Here is a 22,522-nt window from a genome sequence, read left to right as displayed (position 1 = left end):
ACCTCCATAGAGACAAGGGGAGACAAGGGGAGTCACTGCTTGACGCCGCCGGTGGCCAGGCCGCTCTGCCAGTACCGCTGGAGCATCAGGAAGGCCAGGACGAGCGGGACGATCGAGATCAGGGAGCCGGTCACGACGAGGGCGAGCATGTCGCTGCTGGCTCCGGCCCCGCCGTTGTGGGCCTGGGCGGCCCAGGAGGAGAGCCCGACCGTGATGGGGTACAGGTTCGGGTCGTTGAGCATGATCAGCGGCAGGAAGTAGTTGTTCCAGGTGGCGACGAGGGTGAACAGCACGACGGTCACCAGACCGGGTGCCAGCAGCCGCAGCGCGATGGTGAGGAAGATCCGGAGCTCTCCGGCGCCGTCCATGCGGGCGGCCTCGATGAGGCTGTCGGGGACGGCGTCCTCGGCGTAGATGCGCATGAGGTAGAGGCCGAAGGGGCTGACGAGCGAGGGCAGGATGACGGCCCAGGGGGTGTTGACCAGCTCCGCCTTCGCGAAGAGCAGGTAGGTGGGGATCGCCAGCGCGGTGGTCGGGATCATGATGGCGCCGAGTACGAGGTTGAAGGCGGCGCCGTGGCCACGGAAGCGGTACTTGGCGAACCCGTACCCGGCGGCGGCCGCGAGCAGCGCGGCGCCGACCGCGCTGACACCGGCGTACAGGACGGTGTTGAGCAGCCAGCGGCCGAAGACGCCGTCGTCCTGGGTGAAGGTGGCCTTGACGTTCGACAGCAGTTGCGGGGCGTCCGAGAACCACAGGCCGAAGCTGTTGAACAGGTCCTGGGTGCTCTTCGTCGAGGCGACCAGCAACCAGAACAGCGGCAGCAGGAAGTACGCCAGGACGGCCAGCATGACGATGGTGAGCGGTGTGCTGCGACGGTGGGCCGACGGCCGGCGCCGGGACCGGGCCTCGGCGGGAAGCCGCTGAGTCTTCGAGGGGGTGGAGGCCGCGGCGGGGGTCAATGGGGGTCCCCCCTGTTCGAGCGAAGTCGAGAACTTGGGGGAGGTCATGAGGCCCTCCTGCGGTTCGCGGTGAGCAGGAAGGCGTACGACACGATCACGATGACCAGCCCGAGGATGAAGGACACCGTGGCCGCGTAGTTGGTCTGCTGGCTGATGAAGGCGACGGAGTAGGCGTAGAGGTTGGCGGTGTAGGAGCTGTCGATGACGTCCGGTGCGACCTTCATCAGCAGGTTCGGTTCGTTGAACAGCTGGAAGCTGCCGATCACCGAGAACAGCAGGGTGAGGGTCAACGCCGGGCGCAGTGCGGGGAGTTTGATGGACCAGGCGATCCGCCAGGCTCCGGCGCCGTCCATGGCGGCCGCCTCGTAGAGCTCGGCGGGGACGGTGCGCAGGGCGGCGTACAGGATGATCATGTTGTAGCCGACGAACTCCCAGGTCACGATGTTCGCGAGGCTGCCGAGCATCCAGCTGTTGCTGAGGAAGTGCGGGGCCGGCAGGCCGAGATCGCGGCTGATCTGGGCGAAGGGGCCGAAGTCGGGGCCGTAGAGGTAACCCCACATGAGAGTGGCGATCACGCCCGGGACGGCGTACGGGACGAAGATGCCGAGCCGGATCACCCCGGACAGCCGCAGCAGGCCGCTGTCCAGCGCGAGCGCGAAGACCAGGGCCAGCAGCAGCATCACGGGCACCTGGATCAGGAAGAACAGTGCGACGCGGCCGATGCCCTTGAGGAGGAGCGGGTCTTTCAGGGCCGTCACGTAGTTGTCCAGGCCGACGAACGTCGAGCCGCCGATGAGCTTCTCCTGGAAGAGGCTGAGGTAGGCGGCGTAGCCGAGCGGGGCGAGGAAGAGGAGGACGAACAACGCCATGAAGGGGGCGATGAACAGGGCGCCTGCCGTGCCGTGACGCAGGCGGGGTGGGGACTTCGTGCGGTTCGTACGGGCGATCGCCGTGGTGGTGGCCATCGTCATCCTCCCTTGACCGTGAAGCCCTGGCTCTTGGCGAAGGTCGTGATGCGCGACTGCCACGAACCGAGCGCGCGGGCGGTGTCGGCCTTGTCGGCGAGGGACTTGCCGACGGTCTCGGTCCAGTCCGTGGCCACCCGGTCGAGGAACGGCGGCCACTGGAAGGAGGGGTCGACCTGGGCGCTGATGTCCGCGAAGACCTGGTTGACCTTCTGGCCGCCGTAGAAGTCGGGCGTGTCCCCGAGGAAGGCTGCGTCGGCGAGCAGTGCCTTGGTCGCCGGGAAGAAGAACTGCTCGGTGGCGAACATCTTGGTGCTCGCGGGGTCGCTGTTGAGGAACTGCGCGAACATCGCGGCCGCGATCGGGTTCTTGGTGGAGCGGATGACCGCGGTGGTCGAGCCGCCCCAGTTGCCGGCGCTGGGCTTGGCGGCGTCCCACTGCGGCATCGGGGCCGCCCGCCACTTGCCCGCGGTGGCCTTGGCGGAGCCGGAGAGGAAGGCGGGACCCCAGGCCCCGGTGATCCAGGTGGCGTACTTGCCCTTGTTGAGCGCGGCGTACCAGCCGTCGGTGAAGTCCGGCTCGACGCCGATCACGCCCTCCCGCGCGAGCCCGCCCCAGAACTCTCCGAGCTTCCTGGAGGCCGCGTCGTCGACGCTGACGGTGATGTCGCTCTTGCCGGAGGTCACGTACGGCTTGCCCCCCGCCTGCCAGAGCAGGCCGTGCCAGGCGGCGGGCTGGTTCGCGGCGAGGTTGGTGAGGTAGACGTCCGGGTCTGCCTTGTGCAGCTTGCGGGCCGCGGCGGCGAACTCGTCCCAGGTCCCGGGGACTTCGATGCCGTGCCGGTCGAAGATGTCCTTGCGGTACAGCATGCCCATCGGGCCGGTGTCCTGGGGGATCGCCCAGACCTCGCCGCCGCTGCCGGAGACCTGCGTCCAGGTCCAGTCGACGAACGCGTCCTTCAGCGCCGAGGCACCGTACGGGCGCAGGTCCAGCAGGCTGTCGGTGACGGTGAAGGTCGGGATGGCCTGGAACTCGAGCTGCACCATGTCCGGAGCACCGCTGCCCGCCTTCAGAGCGGTGCGCAGCTTGGTGTACTGGGGCGTGCCCTGACCGGCGTTGACGACCTTGACCTTGACGGCCGGGTACTTCTTCTCGAAGAGCGCGACCTCCTTGTCGATGTTCGGGACCCAGGTCCAGAACGTCAGCTCGGTCGGGGTCGTCATGGCCTTGTCGATGTCTGCCTGGCCTACCGGCTCGGCGGAGGAACCGGTGGTACCGCCGCCGTCGCCGCCGCAGGCGGCCAGGGTGGCGGTCAGCGACAGCGCGCCCGTGGCGGCGAGGAAGCCCCGACGGCTCAGGCGGGACGCGGAGGGCTTGGAGAAGGGTCCGGACATGGTGAACTCCCGCAGAAGGGTGTGAGGGACCGGCACACCGGGCGACGGCGTGCTGAATTCGGGTGGTGTGAGGCGGTGTGTGCGGTGTGTGCGGTGTGACGGGCGGGGCGGGGAGGGCGGGCCTGTCAGGGGGCGCTCCCTCCCTGCCGGCTCTGGCCCGCACGCGTCATCCGTGCGGTGCACCTGTGCTGAGGAGGGTCACGCCGGTGAGGACGGGGGAGGGAGCGGCGGCCGGTGCGGGACCCGTTCGAGGGCCCGGAGATCTGCCGTGCACGCTGCTGAGGAGCCGGGGCGACGCCGGAAGCGGTGGGGCGCGGGCGCCGCGGGGCGGGGCGGGGCGAGGGTGGCGGTCGAGCGCCGGCGGCAGTGCCGAGGGGGGTGGTGGCTGGGGTGTGGGTGGATCTCCGTTCGGGAGTGGGATCCTGCGCGGTCTGGTGCGGGGGGTGCGTGCTGTGTGGTGCGGGGGGTGCTGTGTGGTGCGGGTGGTGCTGTTTGGTGCGGTCGGGTGCGCGGGTGCGTGTCGTCAGGTGCGGGGGGAGCGTGCGGTTCGTGTGTGGCCCGGGGCCTGGTGGGGCGGCGGGGGCGCGGACGAGGAGCGGACGACGAGTTCGACCGGTGGGTCGGTCATCGGCAGCGGGTGCGCCTGCGGGTTCTCGATGGCGTGCACCAGGAGTTTCAGGCCGTCCTGCGCGATGGCGTCGAACGGCTGACGCACCGTGGTCAGCGGCGGCGTCACGTAGGCGGCGACCGGGATGTCGTCGAAGCCGACCACGCTGACGTCCTCCGGCACACGCCGCCCGGCTTCCGTCAGCGCGCGGATCAGACCGATGGCCATGTCGTCGTTGGCGGCGAACACCGCGGTCACGCCGGGGTCGGCGACCAGTTCGCGGCCGGCCGCGTAGCCGGATGCGGCCGACCAGTCGCACACGATGACCGGCGGTTCCCCCCGGCCGTGCGCACCGAGCGCCGCGCGCCATCCGTCGAGACGGTCCCGTGCCGAGTACCAACGCTGCGGACCCGCCAGATGGTGGACGGTGGTGTGGCCCAGCTCCAGCAGGTGCTCGGTGGCCGCCCGCGCCATCTGGCTGGAGACGATCCCGGCCGTCACCACATGAGGGGCGGTGAAGGGCGGGGGCGCGCCGAGGACGAGGACCGGCACGTCGACCCGCGCGGAGAGATCCGCGCCGTCCTCCTCGTCGATCGGCTCGGAGATGACGATGCCGTCCACGCCCTGGTCCAGGAGCGAGTCCACGGCCCCGGCGATGCCCGCCGTCTCGCCCTCCATGGTGTTGACGACACGGAGTGCGTAGCCGGTGTCCCGCACGGCACGCTCGACGCCCATGAGCAGCGAGGCCGGGCCGTACAGGGCGGTACCGAGCGTCACGACGCCGATGGACCGGGTGCGTCCGGAAGCGAGCGCGCGGGCCGCGTTGTTCGAGCGGTAGCCGAGCTCCTCGGCCGCCGCCAGGACGCGACGGCGCACGTCCTCGGAGACGTACGGCTCGTCGTTCATGACCCGGGACACCGTCTTCTGCGACACGCCCGCCAGGCGCGCCACATCCACGCTGCGCGGCGCGGCCCCTGCGCCGCGTCCCGCCACTGGTGTCATGGTGTCTCCCGTCTCCGGCAGCCGAATCCTATTCCCGATCCGGGATATGACTGCGCTGTCATGACTGCGCAGTCATATCTACGCAACGGGGAGGGGCGCGTCAAGACTCCGCGCAACATCTCTGTAATCCGGCCTCGCTGGAGGAGCCGCGCTCACGTGCGTGCCGTCACGCGTACGGCGGGGCCAGGGCCTGTCGATGTCGAGGCGAGCCCGGACCTGACGCAGGACGCTGTTTCGGTGCCGGAGCGGCCCACATCCCGCGGATCACGCTCGGCGACTGTGAGCCACACAACATCAACACATGGATGGGTTTACAGCGCCCTCGCGGGAATGGTGGGGTAGCTCAGATGTCACACAGTCACTTCACACCCACATCATTGCCAAGACGCGTAATCGTCGACGCAGGTTCACTTGGCGATGCATGGGATGGTGCGTGGTGAGTGTGACCACAGCGACGGCATCCGCGGCGCGGACCGCGCCCGAGCGGACGAAGTCGCGTGACGCCTTCTTCGACAACGCCAAGTACCTCGCGATCGTGCTGGTGGCGATCGGGCACGCATGGGAGCCGCTGCGCCACAGCAGCCGGACCGTCACCGCGCTCTACGTGACCGTCTACGCGTTCCACATGCCGGCGTTCATCATCATCTCCGGCTATTTCTCCCGTAACTTCGACGCGAGCCCGGAGCGGATCAAGCGTCTGATCACCGGCGTCGCCGTCCCGTACATCGTGTTCGAGACCGCGTACACCGTCTTCACAAGGTGGACCGACCACGTTCCGGACCGCCCCTTCAGCCTGCTGGAGCCCCTGTACCTGACATGGTTCCTGGCGGCCCTGTTCATCTGGCGGCTGACCACGCCCATCTGGAACACCGTGCGATGGCCCCTGCCGGTCGCGCTCGTCATCGCGATGCTGGCGACCCTCTCGCCGGAGATCGGCAACGACCTCGATCTGCAGCGCGCCCTGCAGTTCCTGCCCTACTTCGTGCTCGGCCTGTGCCTGCGGCCGGAGCACTTCCGGCTGGTGCGCCGCCGCGCGGCTCGCATCCTGGCCGTGCCGGTGTTCGCCTGTGCGCTCGTCGTGGCGTACTGGGCGGTCCCGCGGATGAACTCCGCCTGGTTCATGCACCGCGCCGCCGCCGAGGAACTCGGCGCGCCCGGCTGGTACGGGCCCCTGATGACCCTGGTCCTGTTCGGCTGCTCGCTGGTCCTGGTCGCCTGCTTCCTCGCCTGGGTGCCGGGACGCCGGATGTGGTTCACCGCGCTGGGGGCGGGCACGCTGTACGGCTATCTGCTGCACGGCTTCGTCGTCCAGAGCAAGAGCGTCTGGGGCTGGTACGAGCACGACTGGATTTATCAGCCCGTCGGCGAGATCGTCGTCACCCTCGTCGCCGCGGCCGTCGTGACCGTGCTGTGCACCCCGCCCGTCCAGCGGCTCTTCCGCTTCGCCATGGAACCGAAGATGCCCTGGGCGTTCAAGAACACCCGGACCCCCGTACGACGATCTTGAGGCGAGGCACGGTGGGAAGAGGCCGCCCGGCCACCCGAAGCCGGGGGCCGTTCTCCTGACCGGCAGTGCCTTGACGTGGAACCACGCGTCCCCGTGAGGCACTCTTCTCCCTTGTGGGGACCCTTCCGTATCAGAGCCCGTCGACCGATGACTCCGCGCACATGGTGGTGGCCGGGGACGACGCCCTGGCCCACCGGCTGGCCGCCGAACTGCGCGGGGTGTACGGCGAGCAGGTGACCCTCGTCGTGCCGCCTGCCCAGCGGAGCGTGCGGCCGCCGGTCGTGGGACGCGCCCGGGGCTCGAACCTGTTCGACCGGGTGTCCGCGGCGGTGAACCGGGCCGCCGGGAACGGTGAGGGGACGCCCGGCCGCACGGCCGAACCACCCCGCTCCGAGCGGGTGTTGGAGGCCGCCGAACTCAGCGAGGCCGTGCTCGCCGAGGCAGGCGTCGAACGGGCCGCCGCCCTCGCGCTCGTTTATGACGACGACGAGACCAACATCCGGGCCGCGCTCACCGCACGCCGCCTCAATCCGCGACTGCGGCTCGTCATCCGGCTCTACAACCGGCGCCTCGGTCAGCACATCGAGGAACTCCTCGATCAAGCCTCGGCGTTGGCCACGGTGGACATCGACAGCGGTGGGGATGGCGAGGGGACGGCCGGGGGAAGGCAGGGGGCCGGCGCAGGTGATGCTTCCACCACCGTTCTGTCCGACGCCGACACGGCCGCGCCCGCGCTGGCCGCCACCGCCGTCGCCGGCACCAGCAAGGTCGTCCAGACGGACGGGTTGATGCTCAGGGCGGTGGAACGGCCGCCGCCGGGGCCGGGGCAGGTCGCCGACCCCGGGCTGTGCACATTGGCGCTGCTGTCCGCCACGACCAACGACCCCGCCGGGGCCGATGGTTCCGAGAGCAGCGGCCCTCAGGGGCCCCAACTGCTGCCCGACGAACGGGCGGTGGCGGCGGCCACCGGGCGCGGGACCGTCGTCCTGGAGACGGTGTCGTACACCGGCCCCGCACTGTCCGCCCGGCGCAGTGTCATGCCCTTCGCCTCACTGCTGTCCCGGCGGCTGCGTTGGTCGTTCGCCGGGCTGGTGGGGTGTGTGGTCGGGCTGGCGGTCGCGTCCGTGGTGGTCAACGGAGAGCATCCGCTGCACGCCACGTATCTGACGCTGCTCGACCTCTTCGCGATCAACGATCCCGCCATCGGGAAGCCGGTCGGACAGCAGATTCTGCAGCTCTTCTCCGGGCTTGTCGGGTTGTTGTTGCTGCCCGTGCTGCTCGCCGCCGTTCTGGAGGCGCTGGGTACGTTCCGGAGCGGGTCCGCGTTGCGCAAACCGCCACGGGGACTGTCCGGGCATGTGGTGCTGCTCGGGGTCGGCAAGATCGGTACGCGGGTGCTGGCGCGCCTGCGTGAGCTGCACATTCCCGTGGTGTGCGTCGAGGCCGACCCCGAGGCGCGAGGGCTGGCGCTGGCTCGGCGGTTGCGGGTGCCGGTGGTGCTGGGGGATGTGACGCAGGAAGGGGTGCTGGAGGCCGCGAAGATTCATCGGGCGCATGCGTTGCTGGCGTTGACCAGTGCGGATACGACGAATCTGGAGGCCGCGTTGTACGCCCGTACTGTGCGGCCCGATCTACGGGTTGTGCTTCGGCTGTACGACGACGACTTCGCGACCGCCGTGTACCGGACCCTGCGGGCCGCGCATCCGCAGGCGCTCACACGGAGTCGTAGCGTGTCGCATCTGGCTGCGCCCGCCTTTGCCGGGGCCATGATGGGGCGGCAGATCCTCGGGGCGATTCCGGTCGAGCGGCGGGTGCTGCTGTTCGCCGCCATCGATGTGGGCGGGTATGCGCAGTTGGAGGGGCGGACTGTGGGTGAGGCGTTTCGCGCGGGGGCGTGGCGGGTGCTTGCGCTGGACACGGCGGATCCGGGTGAGCGGCGGGGTGGCGGGGTGGCGTCCGGGACGTCCGCGGCGTCCGCGGTGGGGGGTGCCGGGGGCGGGCGGGCGCGCTCTGGGCTGGTTTGGGATCTTCCTTCCACGTATGTGCTTCGTGCGGGGGATCGGGTGGTGTTGGCTGCTACCCGGCGGGGGCTGGCGGAGTTGTTGGGGCGGCGGCCTCGGGCTCGGGCGTAGGCCCTCCGGGGGGCGCGGTTGAGCGGGCGCCGTCCGTTGTTGCGGGGGCGGTTTTCCTCGCCCCCGCCGCCCCTACCCGTCCCGTCCCTGGGGGCTCCGCCTCCAGCCCCCCGCCAGGGGCGCTGCGCCCCTGGACCCCCGCCTTCGCCCGAAGGGCTCGTCCTCAAACGCCGGACGGGCTGGATACCCCGGCCGGAGCTGAAGGGTCGCCGCCAGGGCTGGATGGGTGGTCTCTCGTTCAGTCGCTCAAGTGCCTCTCTGCGAAGTCGAGTTCCAGGCGGACCTGCTTGATGCGTTCGTCCACGACCAGGGAGCCGTGGCCTGCGTCGTAGCGGTAGACCTCGTGGATGGCTTCGCGGGCGGTGAGGCGGTCTACGTAGTTCTCGACCTGGCGGATGGGGCAGCGTGGGTCGTTGACGCCCGCGGAGATGTAGACGGGGGCCTTGACGGCGTCGACGTAGGTCAGGGGGGAGGACGCCTCGAAGCGCTGGGGGACCTCCTCCGGGGTGCCGCCCAGCAGCGTGCGGTCCATGGACTTCAGGGCTTCCATCTCGTCGTGGTACGCCGTGACGTAGTCGGCGACCGGGACGGCGGCGATGCCCAGTGTCCACGCGTCCGGTTGGGTGCCGAGGCCGAGGAGGGTGAGGTAGCCGCCCCAGGAGCCGCCGGTGAGGATGAGGCGGGAGGGGTCCGCGAGGCCGGAGGTGATCGCCCACTCCCGGACCGCCGCGATGTCCTCCAGCTCGATGAGGCCGACGCGGTGCCTGAGCGCGTCCGTCCACTCGCGTCCGTACCCAGTGGAGCCGCGGTAGTTGACCCGGACGACCGCGTATCCGTGGTCGACCCAGGCCGCCGGGCCGGCCGCGAAGGAGTCGCTGTCGTGCCAGGTGGGGCCGCCGTGGATGTCGAAGACGGTGGGGAGGGGGCCGGTTGTGCCCGCCGGCTTCTGGACCAGGGCGTGGATACGGCCGCCGGGGCCTTCGACCCAGACGTCCTCCACCGGGACCGAGCCCGGTGACTTCAGGCCGGGGGGATCGAGGACGATCTCACCGGTCGTCGAGCGGACCACCGAAGGCTCGGCCGCCGACGACCACAGGTACTCCACGGTTCCGTCGGGGCGGGCCGTCGCCCCGGACACCGTGCCCGCGGGGGTCGGCACCCGCACCAGCTCGCCGGATGCCAGGTCGTAGCGCCACAGGTCGCTGCGGGCCTCGAAGCTGTGTGCGATCAGGAGCGCGGAACCGTCGGGATACCACTCCGCGGCCACGTCGCCGGGGAAGTCCAGGGGCAGGTCCGTCTCCTCGCCGGTCGCCACGTCCCACACCAGGGGCTCCCAGCGGCCGCGCCGCTGGTGACCGATGAGCAGCCGGGTGTCGCCGTCGACCGGGGCGAAGCCCAGCACCTCCAGGCCCAGCTCGACCGTGCCGCCCTTGGTGTCATCGAGCTCGGCGACCGTCGAGCCGTCCGGGCGCAGCACCCGCAGCGCCGAGTGCATCGCGTCTCCGTGCTCCGTGTGCTCCACGGCGATCAGGGAGCCGTCGTGCGAGAGGTCACCGACTCCGGCCGACTCACGGTGGCGGTAGATCTCGACGGGGGCCTCGCCCTGCCGGGCCACGTGGATCGTCGAGCCGTCCTCGTCCGTCGAGCGGCCCACGACAGCCGTCCGCCCGTCCCGGCCGAGGGCGAGGCCTCCGGGGTACGAGGGCTCCAGGCCCGGGGCCGCGGGCTCGTCCACCTCGAGCGAGCCCTCGGTTCCGGCGAACCTCTGCCGACGCCAGATGCCGAACTCGTCGCCGTCCTTGTCGTCGAACCACCAGATCCACTCGCCGTCCGGAGAGAGCACGCCGTCCGTCGTGCCGTTCGCCCGGTTCGTGACCTGGCGCTGCTTTCCCGTCTCGCGGTCCCATGCGTACAGCTCGTACGTCCCCGTCGCGTTGGAGACGAACAGCGAGCGGTGCGGGGCGTCCTCCGCCCAGTCGGGGAGCGACACCCGCGGCGCCCGGAAGCGCTTCTCCCAGTCGGGCATGGCCGCGTACTGCTGCTCGATGGTCCCGTTGCTCTCAGTCATGGCCCCATAGTGCCTGGCCCGCCCGACAATGCGTCAGTGAGGTCCCCAGCCTGTGGATAACTTTGCGCCGCGCAGTCGCCCGAGTTTCGGGCAAGCCCCGAGCGTCGGGCAAGGGCCCCCGAAGCCCAGCCCTCCGCGGCGGCACCGTACCTTGGACGACGTGTACCGGTTTCTGCTGACGCCCCGCTGGTGGGGGATCAACGTCTTCGTGCTGTTGGCCATCCCGTTCTGCATCTTCATGGGGTCGTGGCAGTTGGGGCGGTTCGAGGACCGGGTGCAGGGCCAGCGGGACGCCGAGGAGCAGGCCGTGGTGGCCAAGACGCAGGCGGCACGTCCGCTGGACGACCTGCTGCCCGTGGACAAGAACACCTCCGGCAAGCAGGCCACCGCGACCGGCCGGTACGGCAAGCAACTCCTCGTGCCGGACCGCGAGCTGGACGACAAGCGCGGGTACTACGTGCTGACGCTGCTGCGCACCGACGACGGCCGGGCGTTGCCCGTCGTCCGGGGCTGGCTGCCCGGCGACGCGGACCCGGCCGAGGCGCCCGCCGCGCCGACCGGCGAGGTCACCGTCACGGGTGCCCTCCAGGCGTCCGAGAGCCCGGGGTCGAACGGGGTGCGCGCCGCCGGTGGGCTCCCCGCCGGGCAGACCGGTGCGATCAGCTCGGCGTCGCTGGTGAACCTGGTGCCGTACAAGGTGCACGACGCGTGGATCACCCTCGCGAAGGCCGACAGCGGGATGAAGGCCGTGCCGGCGACCGCGGCGCAGGGCACCGGTCTGGACCTGAAGGCGTTCCAAAACCTCGGCTACACCGGTGAGTGGTTCGTCTTCGCGGGCTTCGTGCTCTTCATGTGGTTCCGGCTGCTGCGCCGCGAGGTGGAGTTCGCGCGGGACGCGGAGCTGGGCCTGGTCCCGGACGAGAACCTCGACCAGGGTCCCCACCAGGCTCCGGACGAGGACCCGGCGCGGGACACCGCCGGGGCGCCGGTCCCGTAACCCCCCGTTCCGGGACGCTCGCCCCCGACTCCGGCCGGGCTCAGGACGACGACGCCGACAGCATCCCCGTCCGGTAGACCGTCCCGGCGCAGGCGTTGGACACGGTCGTCGAGGCCGTCACCGCGCCCGTCGCGTCCGTGTGCGAGACGGTGACGCTGCCGTCGGCCACCCCCTCGTCCGTGAGGAGCTGGGTCGAGGTGCCGGTGCCGCCGGTGTCCGTACCGGTGCCGCCGCTCGTAGTGCTGTCGTCAGTGGGGGTGGTCGGGTCCGGTGAGGGCTCCGTGCCGGTGGTCGGACAGGTCTCCGAGGGCACCCAGGCGAACTCCACGGCGTACGAGGCACTCGGCGGCAACACCAGGGAGGCGACCTCCGTGGAGGGGTCCGGCAGGCCGGTGGCCACATCGCCCGCCACATGGCTCACCACGGTGATCTTGGCCGGGTCCGCCGCGCCCTGCACGGCGGTACTCACCGCGCCCGAGCCGCTGACGGTACAGCTGGTGGTGGACACGTTCGAGATGGTGAACGAGCCGTAGACCGCACCGGTGGCGTCCGGGGCGCCGACGGTGCTGGTGACCCCGCCGAGCTGTATCGCCGTACACGCGGGCGCGCTCTCCGCCGAGGCCGACGGAGCGGGGCCGCCGGTCGCCGCCCCGGTGCTCGTCCCCTTGCCCTTGTCGGGCGTACTGGTCTTGCTGCCCGGCTTGCCCTGCTCGTGGGAAGCGCTGGAGCCGCCGTCCGTGACGCTCCCGCCGCCGTCCGGGCCCTTGCCCTGGCTCGTGCCGCCCTGCACCTGCGAGCTGTTGCCCGCGATGGAGGGGTCGGGGTTCGAACCGGAGGCGTTCGAGACGTGCACGAGGGCCGGGACGGCCGTGCCGATGAACAGCGCGGCGGCGGCCATGCCGACGAGTGCCTGGCGCTTGCGGGCCCGCCGGGCGGGCACCGCGCGGCGCAGATGCTCCAACGTGCCGTCGGTGGGTTCGATCTCCTGGACGGCCTGGTGCAGCAGCCGCCGCAACGCCAGCTCGTCCGAACCGAACCCTTCGGGGCCGGGTCCGCCGGGCTCGTGATCACCAGGCCCGTGATCACCGGGTCCGTGATCACCCGAGCCCGGTCCGTCCAGAGCTTGTCCGTCCGAGCCCTGCCCGTCCGAACCCTGTCCGTCCAGACTCTGACCGCCCGAGCCCTGTTCGCCCGAGCCCTGTCCATCCGGGCCCAGTCCACCCAGACCCTGTTCGTCGGGCTGTCCGTCAGGGCCGTGGTTCACAGATTCGTTCCCAGCGTGCGATTGCTTGTGCTCGTGCTCGGGGCGCCCCTGGTCCTCGGGGCCCCGCCGTTCCTCGTGCTCGCTCATGCCGGGGCCTCCATCGCGACACGGAGCGCCGCTATGCCGCGCGAGCCGTACGCCTTGACCGACCCGAGCGATACGCCGAGGGTCTCGGCGACCTGGGCCTCGGTCATGTCCGCGAAGTAGCGCAGCACCAGGACCTCGCGCTGGCGGCGCTGGAGGCCCTTCATCGCCTTGATGAGGGCGTCGCGCTCCAGCTGGTCGTACGCGCCTTCCTCGGCGCTCGCCATGTCGGGCATCGGCTTCGAGAGGAGCTTGAGGCCCAGGATGCGCCGACGCAGGGCGGAGCGCGACAGGTTGACGACGGTCTGACGCAGATACGCGAGCGTCTTCTCAGGGTCACGGACGCGTTTGCGCGCCGAGTGCACCCGGATGAAGGCCTCCTGAACGACGTCCTCACAGGACGCGGTGTCGTCGAGCAGGAGCGCCGCGAGGCCCAGGAGCGACCGGTAGTGGGCGCGGTAGGTCTCGGTCAGATGGTCGACGGTGGTTCCGGCAGCCGTGCTGTCCTCAGCGCCGTCACGCTGGTTCGGTATGCGGGCGGGCCGCGCTGCGGGCATGGGCGCGATCACCGGCATGCCACCGGGCGCGCCGGGGCTGCGGAGTCGGCGGGGTGGACGCAGGGCTGCGCCCCTCGTCTGTACCGCGGTGAATTCGAGTACCTCTGCCACGCCTGTTGGACACGCTTCCCCCCGACAGGGTTGTACGCGACAGGCGTCACATTCGTGTCGGGCCGCACATCGGCTGGAACATACGCCTCCGCATCCGTCGGAACGCCCCTCGGCACGGTTGCCGGAACGCCTGCCGACGCGCCCGGCCGCGCGCCTGGCAGTGCATTGAATGCCCTCATGCGTACCCGCTCATCCCCTATGCCCATATGCCGTGCCACCCCCGGGCACCCGTTTAGGGCGACCGCAAAGACGCTCCCCGCCCTCCGCGCGGTTGCGGAGAACGGGGAGAGAAATCTTCGAACGCCAAGCGGGTTCTGTTCAAGTGGTCCGGACCATTATCTCCGGCCACACGACTGACACAGATCCTACAAACGATTCCGCCGATGACCAGGAAGATTTTTCCTGTGAAACGCCCAGGTCGGCGCATCCGTCGCGAGATCTGGGCCACACCTCCCCGGCCCAGGGCTCAGGGCCCACGACCCACGACCCACGACTCATGGCTACGGACTAGAAGCTCTCCGCCGCCACCAGCTCCGCGATCTGGGCCGTGTTGAGGGCGGCTCCCTTGCGGAGGTTGTCACCGCAGACAAAGAGTTCGAGGGCGGTCGGGTCGTCGAGGGCGCGGCGGACGCGGCCGACCCAGGTGGGGTCGGTGCCGACCACGTCGGCGGGGGTGGGGAACTCGCCCGCGGCCGGGTTGTCGAAGAGGACGACTCCGGGCGCGGTGGCCAGGATCTCGGTGGCCTTGGCGACCGTCACCTCGCCCTCGAAGCGGGCGTGGACGGTGAGGGAGTGCGTGGTGACGACCGGGACGCGTACGCAGGTCACGGCGACGCGCAGGTGCGGCAGGCCGAGGATCTTGCGGGACTCGTCGCGGATCTTCATCTCCTCCGAGGACCAGCCGTCCTCGCGCAGCGATCCGGCCCACGGTACGACGTTCAGCGCCACCGGCTCCGGGAACGGGCCCGTGTCGTCGCCCACGGCACGTCGTACGTCACCGGGTTTGGTCCCCAGTTCCGTACCGGCGACGAGGGACAGCTGGCGGCGCAGGGTGTCGACGCCGGCGTGCCCGGCACCGCTCACCGCCTGGTACGAGGACACCACCAGCTCGCGCAGGCCGAACTCGGCGTGCAGCGCGCCGAGCGCCACGATCATGGAGAGGGTCGTGCAGTTCGGGTTGGAGATGATCCCGCGCGGGCGCACGCGCGCGGCGTGCGGGTTGACCTCGGGGACGACAAGCGGCACGTCCGGATCCATCCGGAAGGCGCCCGAGTTGTCCACCACGATCACGCCCTTGGCCGCGGCGATCGGCGCCCACTGCGCGGCCACCTCGTCGGGTACGTCGAACATCGCGACGTCGACCCCGTCGAAGGCGGCCTCGCTCAGCGCCATCACCTCGACCTCCTCGCCGCGCACGGCCAGCTTGCGGCCGGCCGAGCGCGGGGAGGCGAGCAGACGGATCTCGCCCCAGATGTCCGCGTGCTGGGACAGGATCTGGAGCATGACCGCACCGACGGCCCCGGTCGCTCCCACGACCGCGAGCGTCGGACGTCCAGGGCGTCCAGGGCGTCCAGCGTGTTCAGCCGGTCGCCCGGTCCCCATGGTCATCAGCGGCCAGTGCCCCCGTAGACGACGGCCTCGTCGCTGTCGGAGTCCAGTCCGAACGCGCTGTGCACGGCGCGCACGGCCTCGGGGACGTCGTCGGCGCGGGTGACGACCGAGATGCGGATCTCGGAGGTCGAGATCAGCTCGATGTTCACGTTGGCCTGGGTCAGCGCCTCGAAGAAGCCGGCCGTGACACCCGGGTTCGTCTTCATGCCGGCGCCGACGAGCGAGATCTTGCCGATCTGGTCGTCGTAGCGCAGCGAGTCGAAGCCGATGACGGCCTTCGCCTTCTCCAGGGCGTCGATGGCCTTGCGGCCATCGGTCTTGGGGAGGGTGAAGGAGATGTCCGTCAGGCCGGTGGAGGCCGCGGACACGTTCTGCACGATCATGTCGAGGTTGATCGCGGCATCGGCGATGGCGCGGAAGATCGACGCGGCCTCGCCCGGCTTGTCCGGGACGCCGACGACCGTGATCTTGGCCTCGGAGGTGTCGTGAGCGACACCCGAGATGATGGCCTGCTCCACCTTCTGGTCCCCTTGCTGCTGTGTCTTTTGCACGAGTGGCGTGCTGCTGACCCACGTGCCCTGAAGTCCGCTGAAGCTGGACCGTACATGGATCGGGATGTTGTAACGGCGGGCGTACTCCACACAGCGGTGGAGCAGCACCTTGGAGCCGGAGGCGGCGAGCTCCAGCATGTCCTCGAAGGCGATCCAGTCGATCTTCCGGGCCTTCTTCACCACTCGCGGGTCGGCGGTGAACACGCCGTCCACGTCGGTGTAGATCTCGCAGACCTCGGCGTCGAGGGCGGCCGCGAGCGCGACCGCCGTCGTGTCGGAGCCACCGCGGCCGAGCGTGGTGATGTCCTTCTTGTCCTGCGAGACGCCCTGGAACCCGGCGACGATGGCGATGTTGCCCTCGTCGAGGGCCGTCCGGATGCGGCCGGGCGTGACATCGATGATCCGCGCTTTGTTGTGGACCGAGTCGGTGATGACGCCTGCCTGGCTACCGGTGAAGCTCTGGGCGCTGTGGCCCAGGTTTTTGATCGCCATCGCCAGCAGGGCCATGGAGATCCGCTCTCCGGCGGTCAGCAGCATGTCGAACTCTCGTCCGCTGGGCATCGGAGATACCTGCTCGGCGAGATCGATCAGCTCGTCCGTCGTGTCGCCCATCGCGGAAACGACCACGACCACCTGGTGGCCGTTCTTCTTCGCTTCCACGATTCGCTTGGCGACGCGCTTGATGCCCTCGGCATCGGCTACGGAGGAGCCTCCGTACTTCTGCACGACAAGGCCCACGTGCGCTCCTCGCTCAATCCGTCTCTGCACCGCACAACTGCGGTCGGCTCAGTCTAACGAGCGGCCGGAATCCCCCGCCTCGGTATCGCATCGTGAGATGTCCCGCTCATGACGCGATACCGCGGCTTTTCTTCGGGAATTCCCGGCCGCTCCAGGAGGGCCTGCCTCCGCCAGGACGACGTGCCGCTCCAGGACCGCATCTGCCCCTGACCGCCGCGCACACTCGGAAAAGCAGGGAAAGTGTGCCGTGTCACAAACGGCGAGTGTGGCTTAACTCTCAACCACTAAGACCGACCGGCAATGGGAGGGCGGGAGAAGGAGCGGGGTCTGGTGCGTGCAGCTGCAAGGCGGAGGAGGGAGTGATGGCGGAGCCATCGCGACCGACGACAACGCGGCAGATGTGCGTGCCAGACCCCGCGACGCCGCCCTCCCATTGCCGGTCGGTCTAAGGTGCGCCTGTGCGCGTACTTCTGGTGGAAGACGACGAGCCGGTCGCCGAGTCGCTTCGGCGCGGCCTGCAGCGCTACCGCTTCGCGGTCGAGTGGGTGAGCACCGGCCACGCGGCCCTGGCCCACGAGGACCCGTACGACGTCGTCCTCCTCGATCTCGGGCTGCCCGACACCGACGGCCTCGACGTCTGCAAGGCCCTGCGGGCACGCGGCGAGGTTCCGATCATCGTGATCAGCGCGCGCGGCGACGAGACCGACCGGGTGGTGGGCCTGGAGACCGGCGCGGACGACTACGTCTCCAAACCCTTCGGCGTACGCGAGGTCATCGCCCGAATAAGGACGGTGATGCGCCGTGTGCAGCCGCGTACGGCGGTGGACAGCGGCCCCGACCGCTACGGGCCGCGCCTCACCGTCGACCGCGAGGCCGCCCGGGTACGCCTCGACGGCGTCGAGGTGGCCCTCGCCCCCGAGGAGTACGACCTGCTCGCCTTCCTCACCGAGGAGCCCGGCGCGCTGATGTCGCGCGAGCAGATCATGGAAGCGGTCCGGGACGGGAACCGGTTCGGGCCGGCGAAGACACTCGACGTCCATGTCGCGGCACTGCGGCGGAAGCTGACGGGGGCGATCACGATCGAGGCGGTACGGGAGGTCGGCTTCCGCCTGGAGGTCGTACGGGAGTCTTCGGCATCCGCCCCGGAGCAGGACGGGTCCGGCGCGTGATCCGGCAACTCATCGTCAGTTACGTCCTGTTGGTGGCCGTCGCGCTGACCGCGTTCACCGTGCCGGTGGCGTTCACGCTGACCTCGCAGCTGCGCGGGGACACGGAGGAGTCCGTACGCCGGGAGGCGACGACCATGTCGCTGATGCTGGCGCAGGGCGATCCCGCCTCGCGGGAGGCACTGGACCGGCTGGCGACCGCGTACGCCGACCGGACGCCCGGCACCGTGGCCGTGCTTCCGAAGTCCGCCGCCGACACGACCACAGCCCGGTGGGGCGACGGCGCGCTCAGGGTGACGGTCCCGGCGATACGCGACGACGAAACCGTGGGGGCCGTGCGCGTCACGTACCCGACCTCCGATCTCACCGCCCGGCTGTGGCGGATCTGGGCCTTCAGCGCCGTCCTCGCGGCCGGCGTGCTGGCGGTGGCCGCCGGGCTCGGCGCGCTGCTGGCCCGCCGGCTGACCCGGCCGCTGCGCCGGCTCAGCGACATGGCGAGCAAGTTCAGCGACGGCGACCTGAGCGCGCGCTCGCCGGTCACGGGCCCGCCGGAGACACGGCGCCTCGCCCGCACCCTCAACTCGGTCACGGAACGCCTCGACACCCTCATCGACTCCCAGCGGATCTTCGTCGCCGACGCCTCGCACCAACTCCGTACGCCCCTCACGGCCTTGCGCCTGTCCCTGGACAACATCGCGGACGGGGTCGAGGACGACTCCGTCCGCGAGGACGTGGACCAGGCCACCGCGGAGGTGATCCGGATGAGCCGCCTGGTGAACGGACTGCTGATGCTCGCCCGCGCGGAGGCGAAGGTGCCGGCGGCGGAGACGCTGCCACTGCGGGAGCTGCTGGAGAACCGGCTGGCGGTGTGGCGGCCGGCCGCCGAGGAGCGCGGAGTCACCATCGCGCAGGAGGGGGAACTCAGCGACCGGTCGCATGTGCTGGCCAGTCCCGGTCACCTCGACCAGGTGCTGGACAACGTCCTGTCGAATGCCCTGGAGGTCTCCCCGGACGATTCGACGATCACCGTGCGGGTGACGGTCCGCGCCCACGAGGTGGTGCTGTCGGTGCTGGACCAGGGCCCCGGCATGTCGGACACCGAGAAGTCCCGCGCCTTCGACCGCTTCTGGCGCGGCCAGGGCCTGACCGGGCACTCCGGCTCCGGTCTCGGCCTCGCCATCGTCAAGCAGCTGCTGACGGACGACGGCGGGACCGTGACGCTCGAGGACGCGCCCGGGGGCGGACTGTGCGTGGCGGTCGGTCTGCGGTCGGCAGCACAGAGGAGTGGTGGCTGACGATCAGCCACCCAAAGGGAGGAGGTTGTCGGTGGTGGGAGGCGTCGAGTGGGCGGACAGTCTGCTGCTGGGCGGAATCGTGCTGCTGGGCTCCTCTGTGCAGTGGCTCACGGGGATGGGGTTCGCGCTGGTCGCCGTACCGGCGCTGGTGCTGCTGCTCGGGCCGGCCCAGGGAGTCGTACTCGCCAACTGCGCGGCCGGGGCCATCAGCGTGGTCGGCCTCGCGAGCGGCTGGCGGCGCGTACGGCCGACCGCGATGGTGCCCCTGTGCGTCGCGGGGCATGCACGGTACCGACCGGCACCTGGCTGGCCCGGCGGCTGCCCGAGCCCGTGCTGCTGGTCTTCATGGGCGCATTGGTGACGGTGGCCGTGCTGCTGGTCATGCGGGGCGCCCGGGTCCCCGCCCTGCGCGGCACGAAGGGGGCGGTCGCCGCCGGCGCCGCGGGCGGCTTCATGAACTCCGCGGCCGGGGTGGGCGGTCCGCCGATGTCCCTGTACGCGGTCAACGCCGGTTGGACCGTACGGGAGTTCGTGCCGAACGCACAGTTCTACGGAGTGGTGGTGAACGCCTTCTCGGTGGCCGCGAACGGGGTTCCACACCTTGGCGCGGGGCGCTGGGGCGTCGCGGGAGCGGGGATGGCGGTGGGCGGCATGATCGGCCGGGCGCTGGCTCGGCGGGTGCCGGAGGAGCGGGTGCGGATGCTGGTGCTGGGGCTGGCGCTGACCGGCGGGGTGACGACTTTGACGAAGGGGGTGTGGGGGCTTTGACTTCCTCCTCTCAGTCCACGAACTCCTTGAGGGGCTCGGTGTCCAGGGTGATGTTCACCGGGTCGGGGAGCTTGACGGCGGCGCCGAAGGGCACCTTCTCTGCGTGCCGGTAGCGGCCGTCCTCGGGCTGATCGAAGACGACGACCGAGCAGTCGTCACGGTCGATGAGGAGGTGGACGGGGATGCCCGCTGCCGCGTATCCGTCGGGCTTCTCGACCCGGTCGCGCTGGTGGGTGTCGGCGTCGTACGACGTGACCTCCACCGCCATCAGGTCACCATCGGCGTCGGACCACTCGCCCCGCCCCTTGAGGCCGCCCACCGGGACGAGCACTCCATCAGCACGGGCGCGCCCTTTGCGGTAGCGCTCCGTCTTCAGGCCGCTCTCCGCATGCAGCCACAGGTTCCTGCCGGCGCCGACCACGCCGTACGTGGACCCGGGTCGGCTGTGCGCGGTGCTCGGCTATCTCGGAGCCTGACTGACTTCCGGTGCGGCACATGAGAAGTCGTATGCCGCCCAGTTGGTGAGCGGGCGGTAGCCGAGGCGCTGGTAGAGGGCGTTACTGGTGGGGTTGGACAGGTCCGCGAACAGGACGACATCCCTCGCGCCGAGGGCCAGCGCGGCCCGGCTCACCTCCGCCGCCACGGCGCCCGCATAGCCGCGACCGCGCAGGTGGGCCGGGGTGTAGACGATGTCCACCTGGATCTGGCCGCCGATCAACGGGTTCATGCCCGCGATGGAGACGGGGGTGCCGTCCGGGGTCTCCCAGAGCGTGTAGCGCTTGTCGGCGAAGCGGGTGTGGGCCCACGTCTCGGCGTCGATGGAGACGTCTTCCCCGACCGCCTTGGCGAACTCGCCGCACCAGAACATGACTTGCTCGAGATCCTGCTCGCCCAGGACGCGGCCTCGGCCCGCCGGCAGCGGCTCCGGTGGGGTGAGCGTGCCGAGGCGGTACAGACAAAGTCGCGTGTCGCGGAGTTTCGGCGTCGCGCCGGTGTGCCGCTGCCAGGCCTCGGCGAAAGCGGTGGCCGTGCTGTGGTCCGCGCTGACGGAGGGAAGGGAGTGCCCGAGGGCGGCCAGGTGGGCGGCGAGGCTGTCGGCCTGCTCAGGCGTGAGCGGGGTGAGGCCCAGACCGCGGGGCGGGAGACGGTAGAAGGTGGCGCGGACCTCGTCCGCTCGCTCCAGCAGGCCGAAGACGGGGGCTTCGGTGCCGAAGGCCTCCGCCCCACGTGCTCGCAGTCTCGCGGTCCACGTCAGCGGCATGACGTGCAGGCCGGGCCGCGAGCGCAGGAAGTCTCCGGCTCGGGCGAGAAAGTCGTCGACGTCTTCGGTGAGGTGCCAGTCATCCGGGCGCATGCCGCATGGTTTCTCAACCTGTAGGCATGCGCCCGTGGTTTCCCGTTACTTGACCGTCCGCATCCCCAACGGCCCCGCGAGCTCCTCCGCCATGACCTTGCCCGCCTCCTCCGCGAGGGCGTCGTCGCCGAGGTCCTGGTCGGTGTCGAGGCCGTCCAGTTCCTCCAGGGGCTGGTTGAGGCGGACGTGGGCCACTACGGACTGGAGGGCGCGCAGGGTTGCGGAAGCGGTGGAGCCCCAGTTGGAGAAGTAGGAGAACTGCCACCACCAGAGGGCTTCCGTGGTGCGGCCGGCCCGGTAGTGGGCCATGCCGTGGCGGAGGTCGGCGATGACGTCGGCGAGGTCGTCGGAGATACGGGCGGGGACCGGGGCCTTGCGCGGCTCGTAGGGGTCGAAGACCTCCGAGTAGACGTCGATCGGCTCCAGCATCACCGCCAGGCGCTCGCGGAGTTCGTCCACGTCCGCCTCCGGGCCGAGGTCCGGCTCGTAGCGCTCGTCGGGGACGATGTCCTCGTGCGCGCCGAGTCGGCCGCCGGCCAGCAGCAGCTGGGAAACCTCCAGGAGGAGGAAGGGCACGGCCGAGTCCGGCTCGTCACCCTTGGCCACCTCGGTGACGGCGACCAGGAAGCTCGCTACCTGGTCCGCGATCTGGACGACGAAATCGTCGGGATCCTGGCTGGTCGCATGCAGCGTGGCGTCAGACATCTAGGAGTCGTCTCCCCTCGAAGGCGCGGCCGAGTGTGACCTCGTCCGCGTATTCCAGGTCGCCACCCACAGGGAGGCCGCTGGCCAGGCGGGTGACCTTGAGGCCCATGGGTTTGATCATGCGGGCGAGGTACGTGGCCGTGGCCTCGCCCTCCAGGTTCGGGTCCGTGGCCAGGATCAGCTCCGTGACCGTGCCGTCCGCCAGGCGGGCCAGGAGTTCCCTTATGCGCAGGTCGTCCGGGCCCACGCCCTCGATCGGGCTGATCGCGCCGCCCAGGACGTGGTACTTGCCCCGGAACTCACGCGTCCGCTCGACCGCGACCACGTCCTTCGGCTCCTCCACCACGCAGATCACCGACAGGTCGCGGCGCGGGTCGCGGCAGATGTTGCACAGCTCTTCCTGTGCGACATTGCCGCAGGTCGCGCAGAAGCGGACCTTCGCCTTGACCTCCATGAGGGCCTGCGCGAGTCGGCGGACGTCCGTCGGCTCGGCCTGCAGGATGTGGAAGGCGATCCGCTGCGCGCTCTTGGGACCGACGCCGGGCAGCCGCCCCAGCTCGTCGATGAGGTCCTGGACCACGCCTTCGTACAACGGACTGCCTTTCCTGGGTACCGCTCGGTACTGCTCCTGGGCACTGCTTCGTCTTCGTCTTTGTCGTTGTCTTTATGCGTACGGTAGTTGGC

Annotated in this window: 18 protein-coding genes and 1 pseudogene; 6 read left to right on the top strand and 13 right to left on the bottom strand. The window is 70.4% G+C overall.

The window, feature by feature from the left end; genetic code table 11:
- Positions 1-32 precede the first annotated feature (32 nt).
- The 4 genes from AB0D57_RS09485 to AB0D57_RS09470 all read right to left on the bottom strand — a co-directional run bounded on the left by AB0D57_RS09485 (position 33) and on the right by AB0D57_RS09470 (position 4,930).
- Positions 33-1,010 carry a carbohydrate ABC transporter permease gene (locus AB0D57_RS09485; protein ID WP_362069311.1) on the bottom strand — a complete coding sequence of 326 codons (978 nt, stop codon included), beginning with the start codon at positions 1,008-1,010 and terminating at the stop codon, positions 33-35.
- On the bottom strand, positions 1,007-1,927 hold the full coding sequence (locus tag AB0D57_RS09480; protein ID WP_362069308.1) for a sugar ABC transporter permease: 921 nt from the start codon (positions 1,925-1,927) through the stop codon (positions 1,007-1,009). The genes AB0D57_RS09485 and AB0D57_RS09480 overlap by 4 nt, the downstream gene beginning before the upstream one ends.
- Positions 1,928-1,929: 2 nt before the next feature.
- On the bottom strand, positions 1,930-3,321 hold the full coding sequence (locus AB0D57_RS09475; RefSeq protein ID WP_362069305.1) for an extracellular solute-binding protein: 1,392 nt from the start codon (positions 3,319-3,321) through the stop codon (positions 1,930-1,932).
- 523 nt (positions 3,322-3,844) lie between these two features.
- Positions 3,845-4,930: a LacI family DNA-binding transcriptional regulator gene (locus tag AB0D57_RS09470; RefSeq protein WP_362069302.1), complete on the bottom strand. Its 1,086-nt coding sequence runs from the start codon at positions 4,928-4,930 to the stop codon at positions 3,845-3,847.
- A gap of 442 nt (positions 4,931-5,372) precedes the next feature.
- Between AB0D57_RS09470 and AB0D57_RS09465 the strand changes: the two genes are divergently transcribed.
- Positions 5,373-6,437 (top strand): acyltransferase family protein, encoded by a 1,065-nt coding sequence (locus AB0D57_RS09465; RefSeq protein ID WP_362069299.1) that lies wholly within the window; start codon positions 5,373-5,375, stop codon positions 6,435-6,437.
- 161 nt (positions 6,438-6,598) lie between these two features.
- A complete protein-coding gene (locus AB0D57_RS09460; RefSeq protein ID WP_362069356.1) occupies positions 6,599-8,569 on the top strand; it encodes an NAD-binding protein in 1,971 nt (656 codons plus the stop codon).
- Between the two features lie 238 nt (positions 8,570-8,807).
- On the opposite strand, the gene AB0D57_RS09455 is transcribed toward AB0D57_RS09460, so the two are convergent.
- Complete coding sequence (locus AB0D57_RS09455) at positions 8,808-10,637, bottom strand: prolyl oligopeptidase family serine peptidase (RefSeq protein ID WP_362069296.1); 1,830 nt, start codon at positions 10,635-10,637, stop codon at positions 8,808-8,810.
- Positions 10,638-10,797: 160 nt separating this feature from the next.
- On the opposite strand from AB0D57_RS09455, the gene AB0D57_RS09450 reads away from it, so the two are divergent.
- Positions 10,798-11,634: an SURF1 family protein gene (locus AB0D57_RS09450; protein ID WP_362069293.1), complete on the top strand. Its 837-nt coding sequence runs from the start codon at positions 10,798-10,800 to the stop codon at positions 11,632-11,634.
- Between the two features lie 40 nt (positions 11,635-11,674).
- Here the strand turns inward: AB0D57_RS09450 and AB0D57_RS09445 are convergent, their stop codons facing one another.
- The 4 genes from AB0D57_RS09445 to AB0D57_RS09430 form a co-directional block, all read right to left on the bottom strand.
- Entirely contained in the window at positions 11,675-12,985 is a 1,311-nt protein-coding gene (locus tag AB0D57_RS09445; protein WP_362069290.1) for a hypothetical protein, read from the bottom strand.
- Entirely contained in the window at positions 12,982-13,557 is a 576-nt protein-coding gene (locus AB0D57_RS09440; RefSeq protein ID WP_362069353.1) for a SigE family RNA polymerase sigma factor, read from the bottom strand. The genes AB0D57_RS09445 and AB0D57_RS09440 overlap by 4 nt, the downstream gene beginning before the upstream one ends.
- A gap of 600 nt (positions 13,558-14,157) precedes the next feature.
- On the bottom strand, positions 14,158-15,252 hold the full coding sequence (locus AB0D57_RS09435; protein WP_362069350.1) for an aspartate-semialdehyde dehydrogenase: 1,095 nt from the start codon (positions 15,250-15,252) through the stop codon (positions 14,158-14,160).
- Between the two features lie 5 nt (positions 15,253-15,257).
- Entirely contained in the window at positions 15,258-16,550 is a 1,293-nt protein-coding gene (locus AB0D57_RS09430; RefSeq protein WP_362069287.1) for an aspartate kinase, read from the bottom strand.
- Positions 16,551-17,008: 458 nt separating this feature from the next.
- On the opposite strand from AB0D57_RS09430, the gene AB0D57_RS09425 reads away from it, so the two are divergent.
- The 3 genes and pseudogenes from AB0D57_RS09425 to AB0D57_RS09415 all read left to right on the top strand — a co-directional run bounded on the left by AB0D57_RS09425 (position 17,009) and on the right by AB0D57_RS09415 (position 19,779).
- A complete protein-coding gene (locus AB0D57_RS09425) occupies positions 17,009-17,719 on the top strand; it encodes a response regulator transcription factor (protein WP_362069284.1) in 711 nt (236 codons plus the stop codon).
- A complete protein-coding gene (locus AB0D57_RS09420; protein ID WP_362069281.1) occupies positions 17,716-19,011 on the top strand; it encodes a HAMP domain-containing sensor histidine kinase in 1,296 nt (431 codons plus the stop codon). The genes AB0D57_RS09425 and AB0D57_RS09420 overlap by 4 nt, the downstream gene beginning before the upstream one ends.
- Positions 19,012-19,126: 115 nt before the next feature.
- Positions 19,127-19,779: pseudogene (locus tag AB0D57_RS09415) on the top strand (sulfite exporter TauE/SafE family protein).
- Between the two features lie 10 nt (positions 19,780-19,789).
- On the opposite strand, the gene AB0D57_RS09410 reads toward AB0D57_RS09415, so the two are convergent.
- From AB0D57_RS09410 to recR, 4 genes are read right to left on the bottom strand one after another with little or no spacing between them, the layout of a single operon-like run.
- On the bottom strand, positions 19,790-20,200 hold the full coding sequence (locus AB0D57_RS09410) for a Uma2 family endonuclease (protein WP_362069278.1): 411 nt from the start codon (positions 20,198-20,200) through the stop codon (positions 19,790-19,792).
- A 39-nt stretch (positions 20,201-20,239) separates the two neighbouring features.
- Positions 20,240-21,133: a GNAT family N-acetyltransferase gene (locus tag AB0D57_RS09405; protein ID WP_362069275.1), complete on the bottom strand. Its 894-nt coding sequence runs from the start codon at positions 21,131-21,133 to the stop codon at positions 20,240-20,242.
- A 45-nt stretch (positions 21,134-21,178) separates the two neighbouring features.
- A complete protein-coding gene (locus tag AB0D57_RS09400) occupies positions 21,179-21,838 on the bottom strand; it encodes a DUF5063 domain-containing protein (protein WP_362069272.1) in 660 nt (219 codons plus the stop codon).
- On the bottom strand, positions 21,831-22,430 hold the full coding sequence (gene recR / locus AB0D57_RS09395; RefSeq protein ID WP_362069269.1) for a recombination mediator RecR: 600 nt from the start codon (positions 22,428-22,430) through the stop codon (positions 21,831-21,833). The genes AB0D57_RS09400 and recR overlap by 8 nt, the downstream gene beginning before the upstream one ends.
- Positions 22,431-22,522 lie beyond the last annotated feature (92 nt).

It is taken from the genome of Streptomyces sp. NPDC048275 (genome assembly GCF_040652275.1).
Classification (GTDB): domain Bacteria; phylum Actinomycetota; class Actinomycetes; order Streptomycetales; family Streptomycetaceae; genus Streptomyces.
The sequence above is the reverse complement of the archived record's forward strand: the minus strand, read 5'-3'. Positions and strand labels throughout refer to the sequence as shown.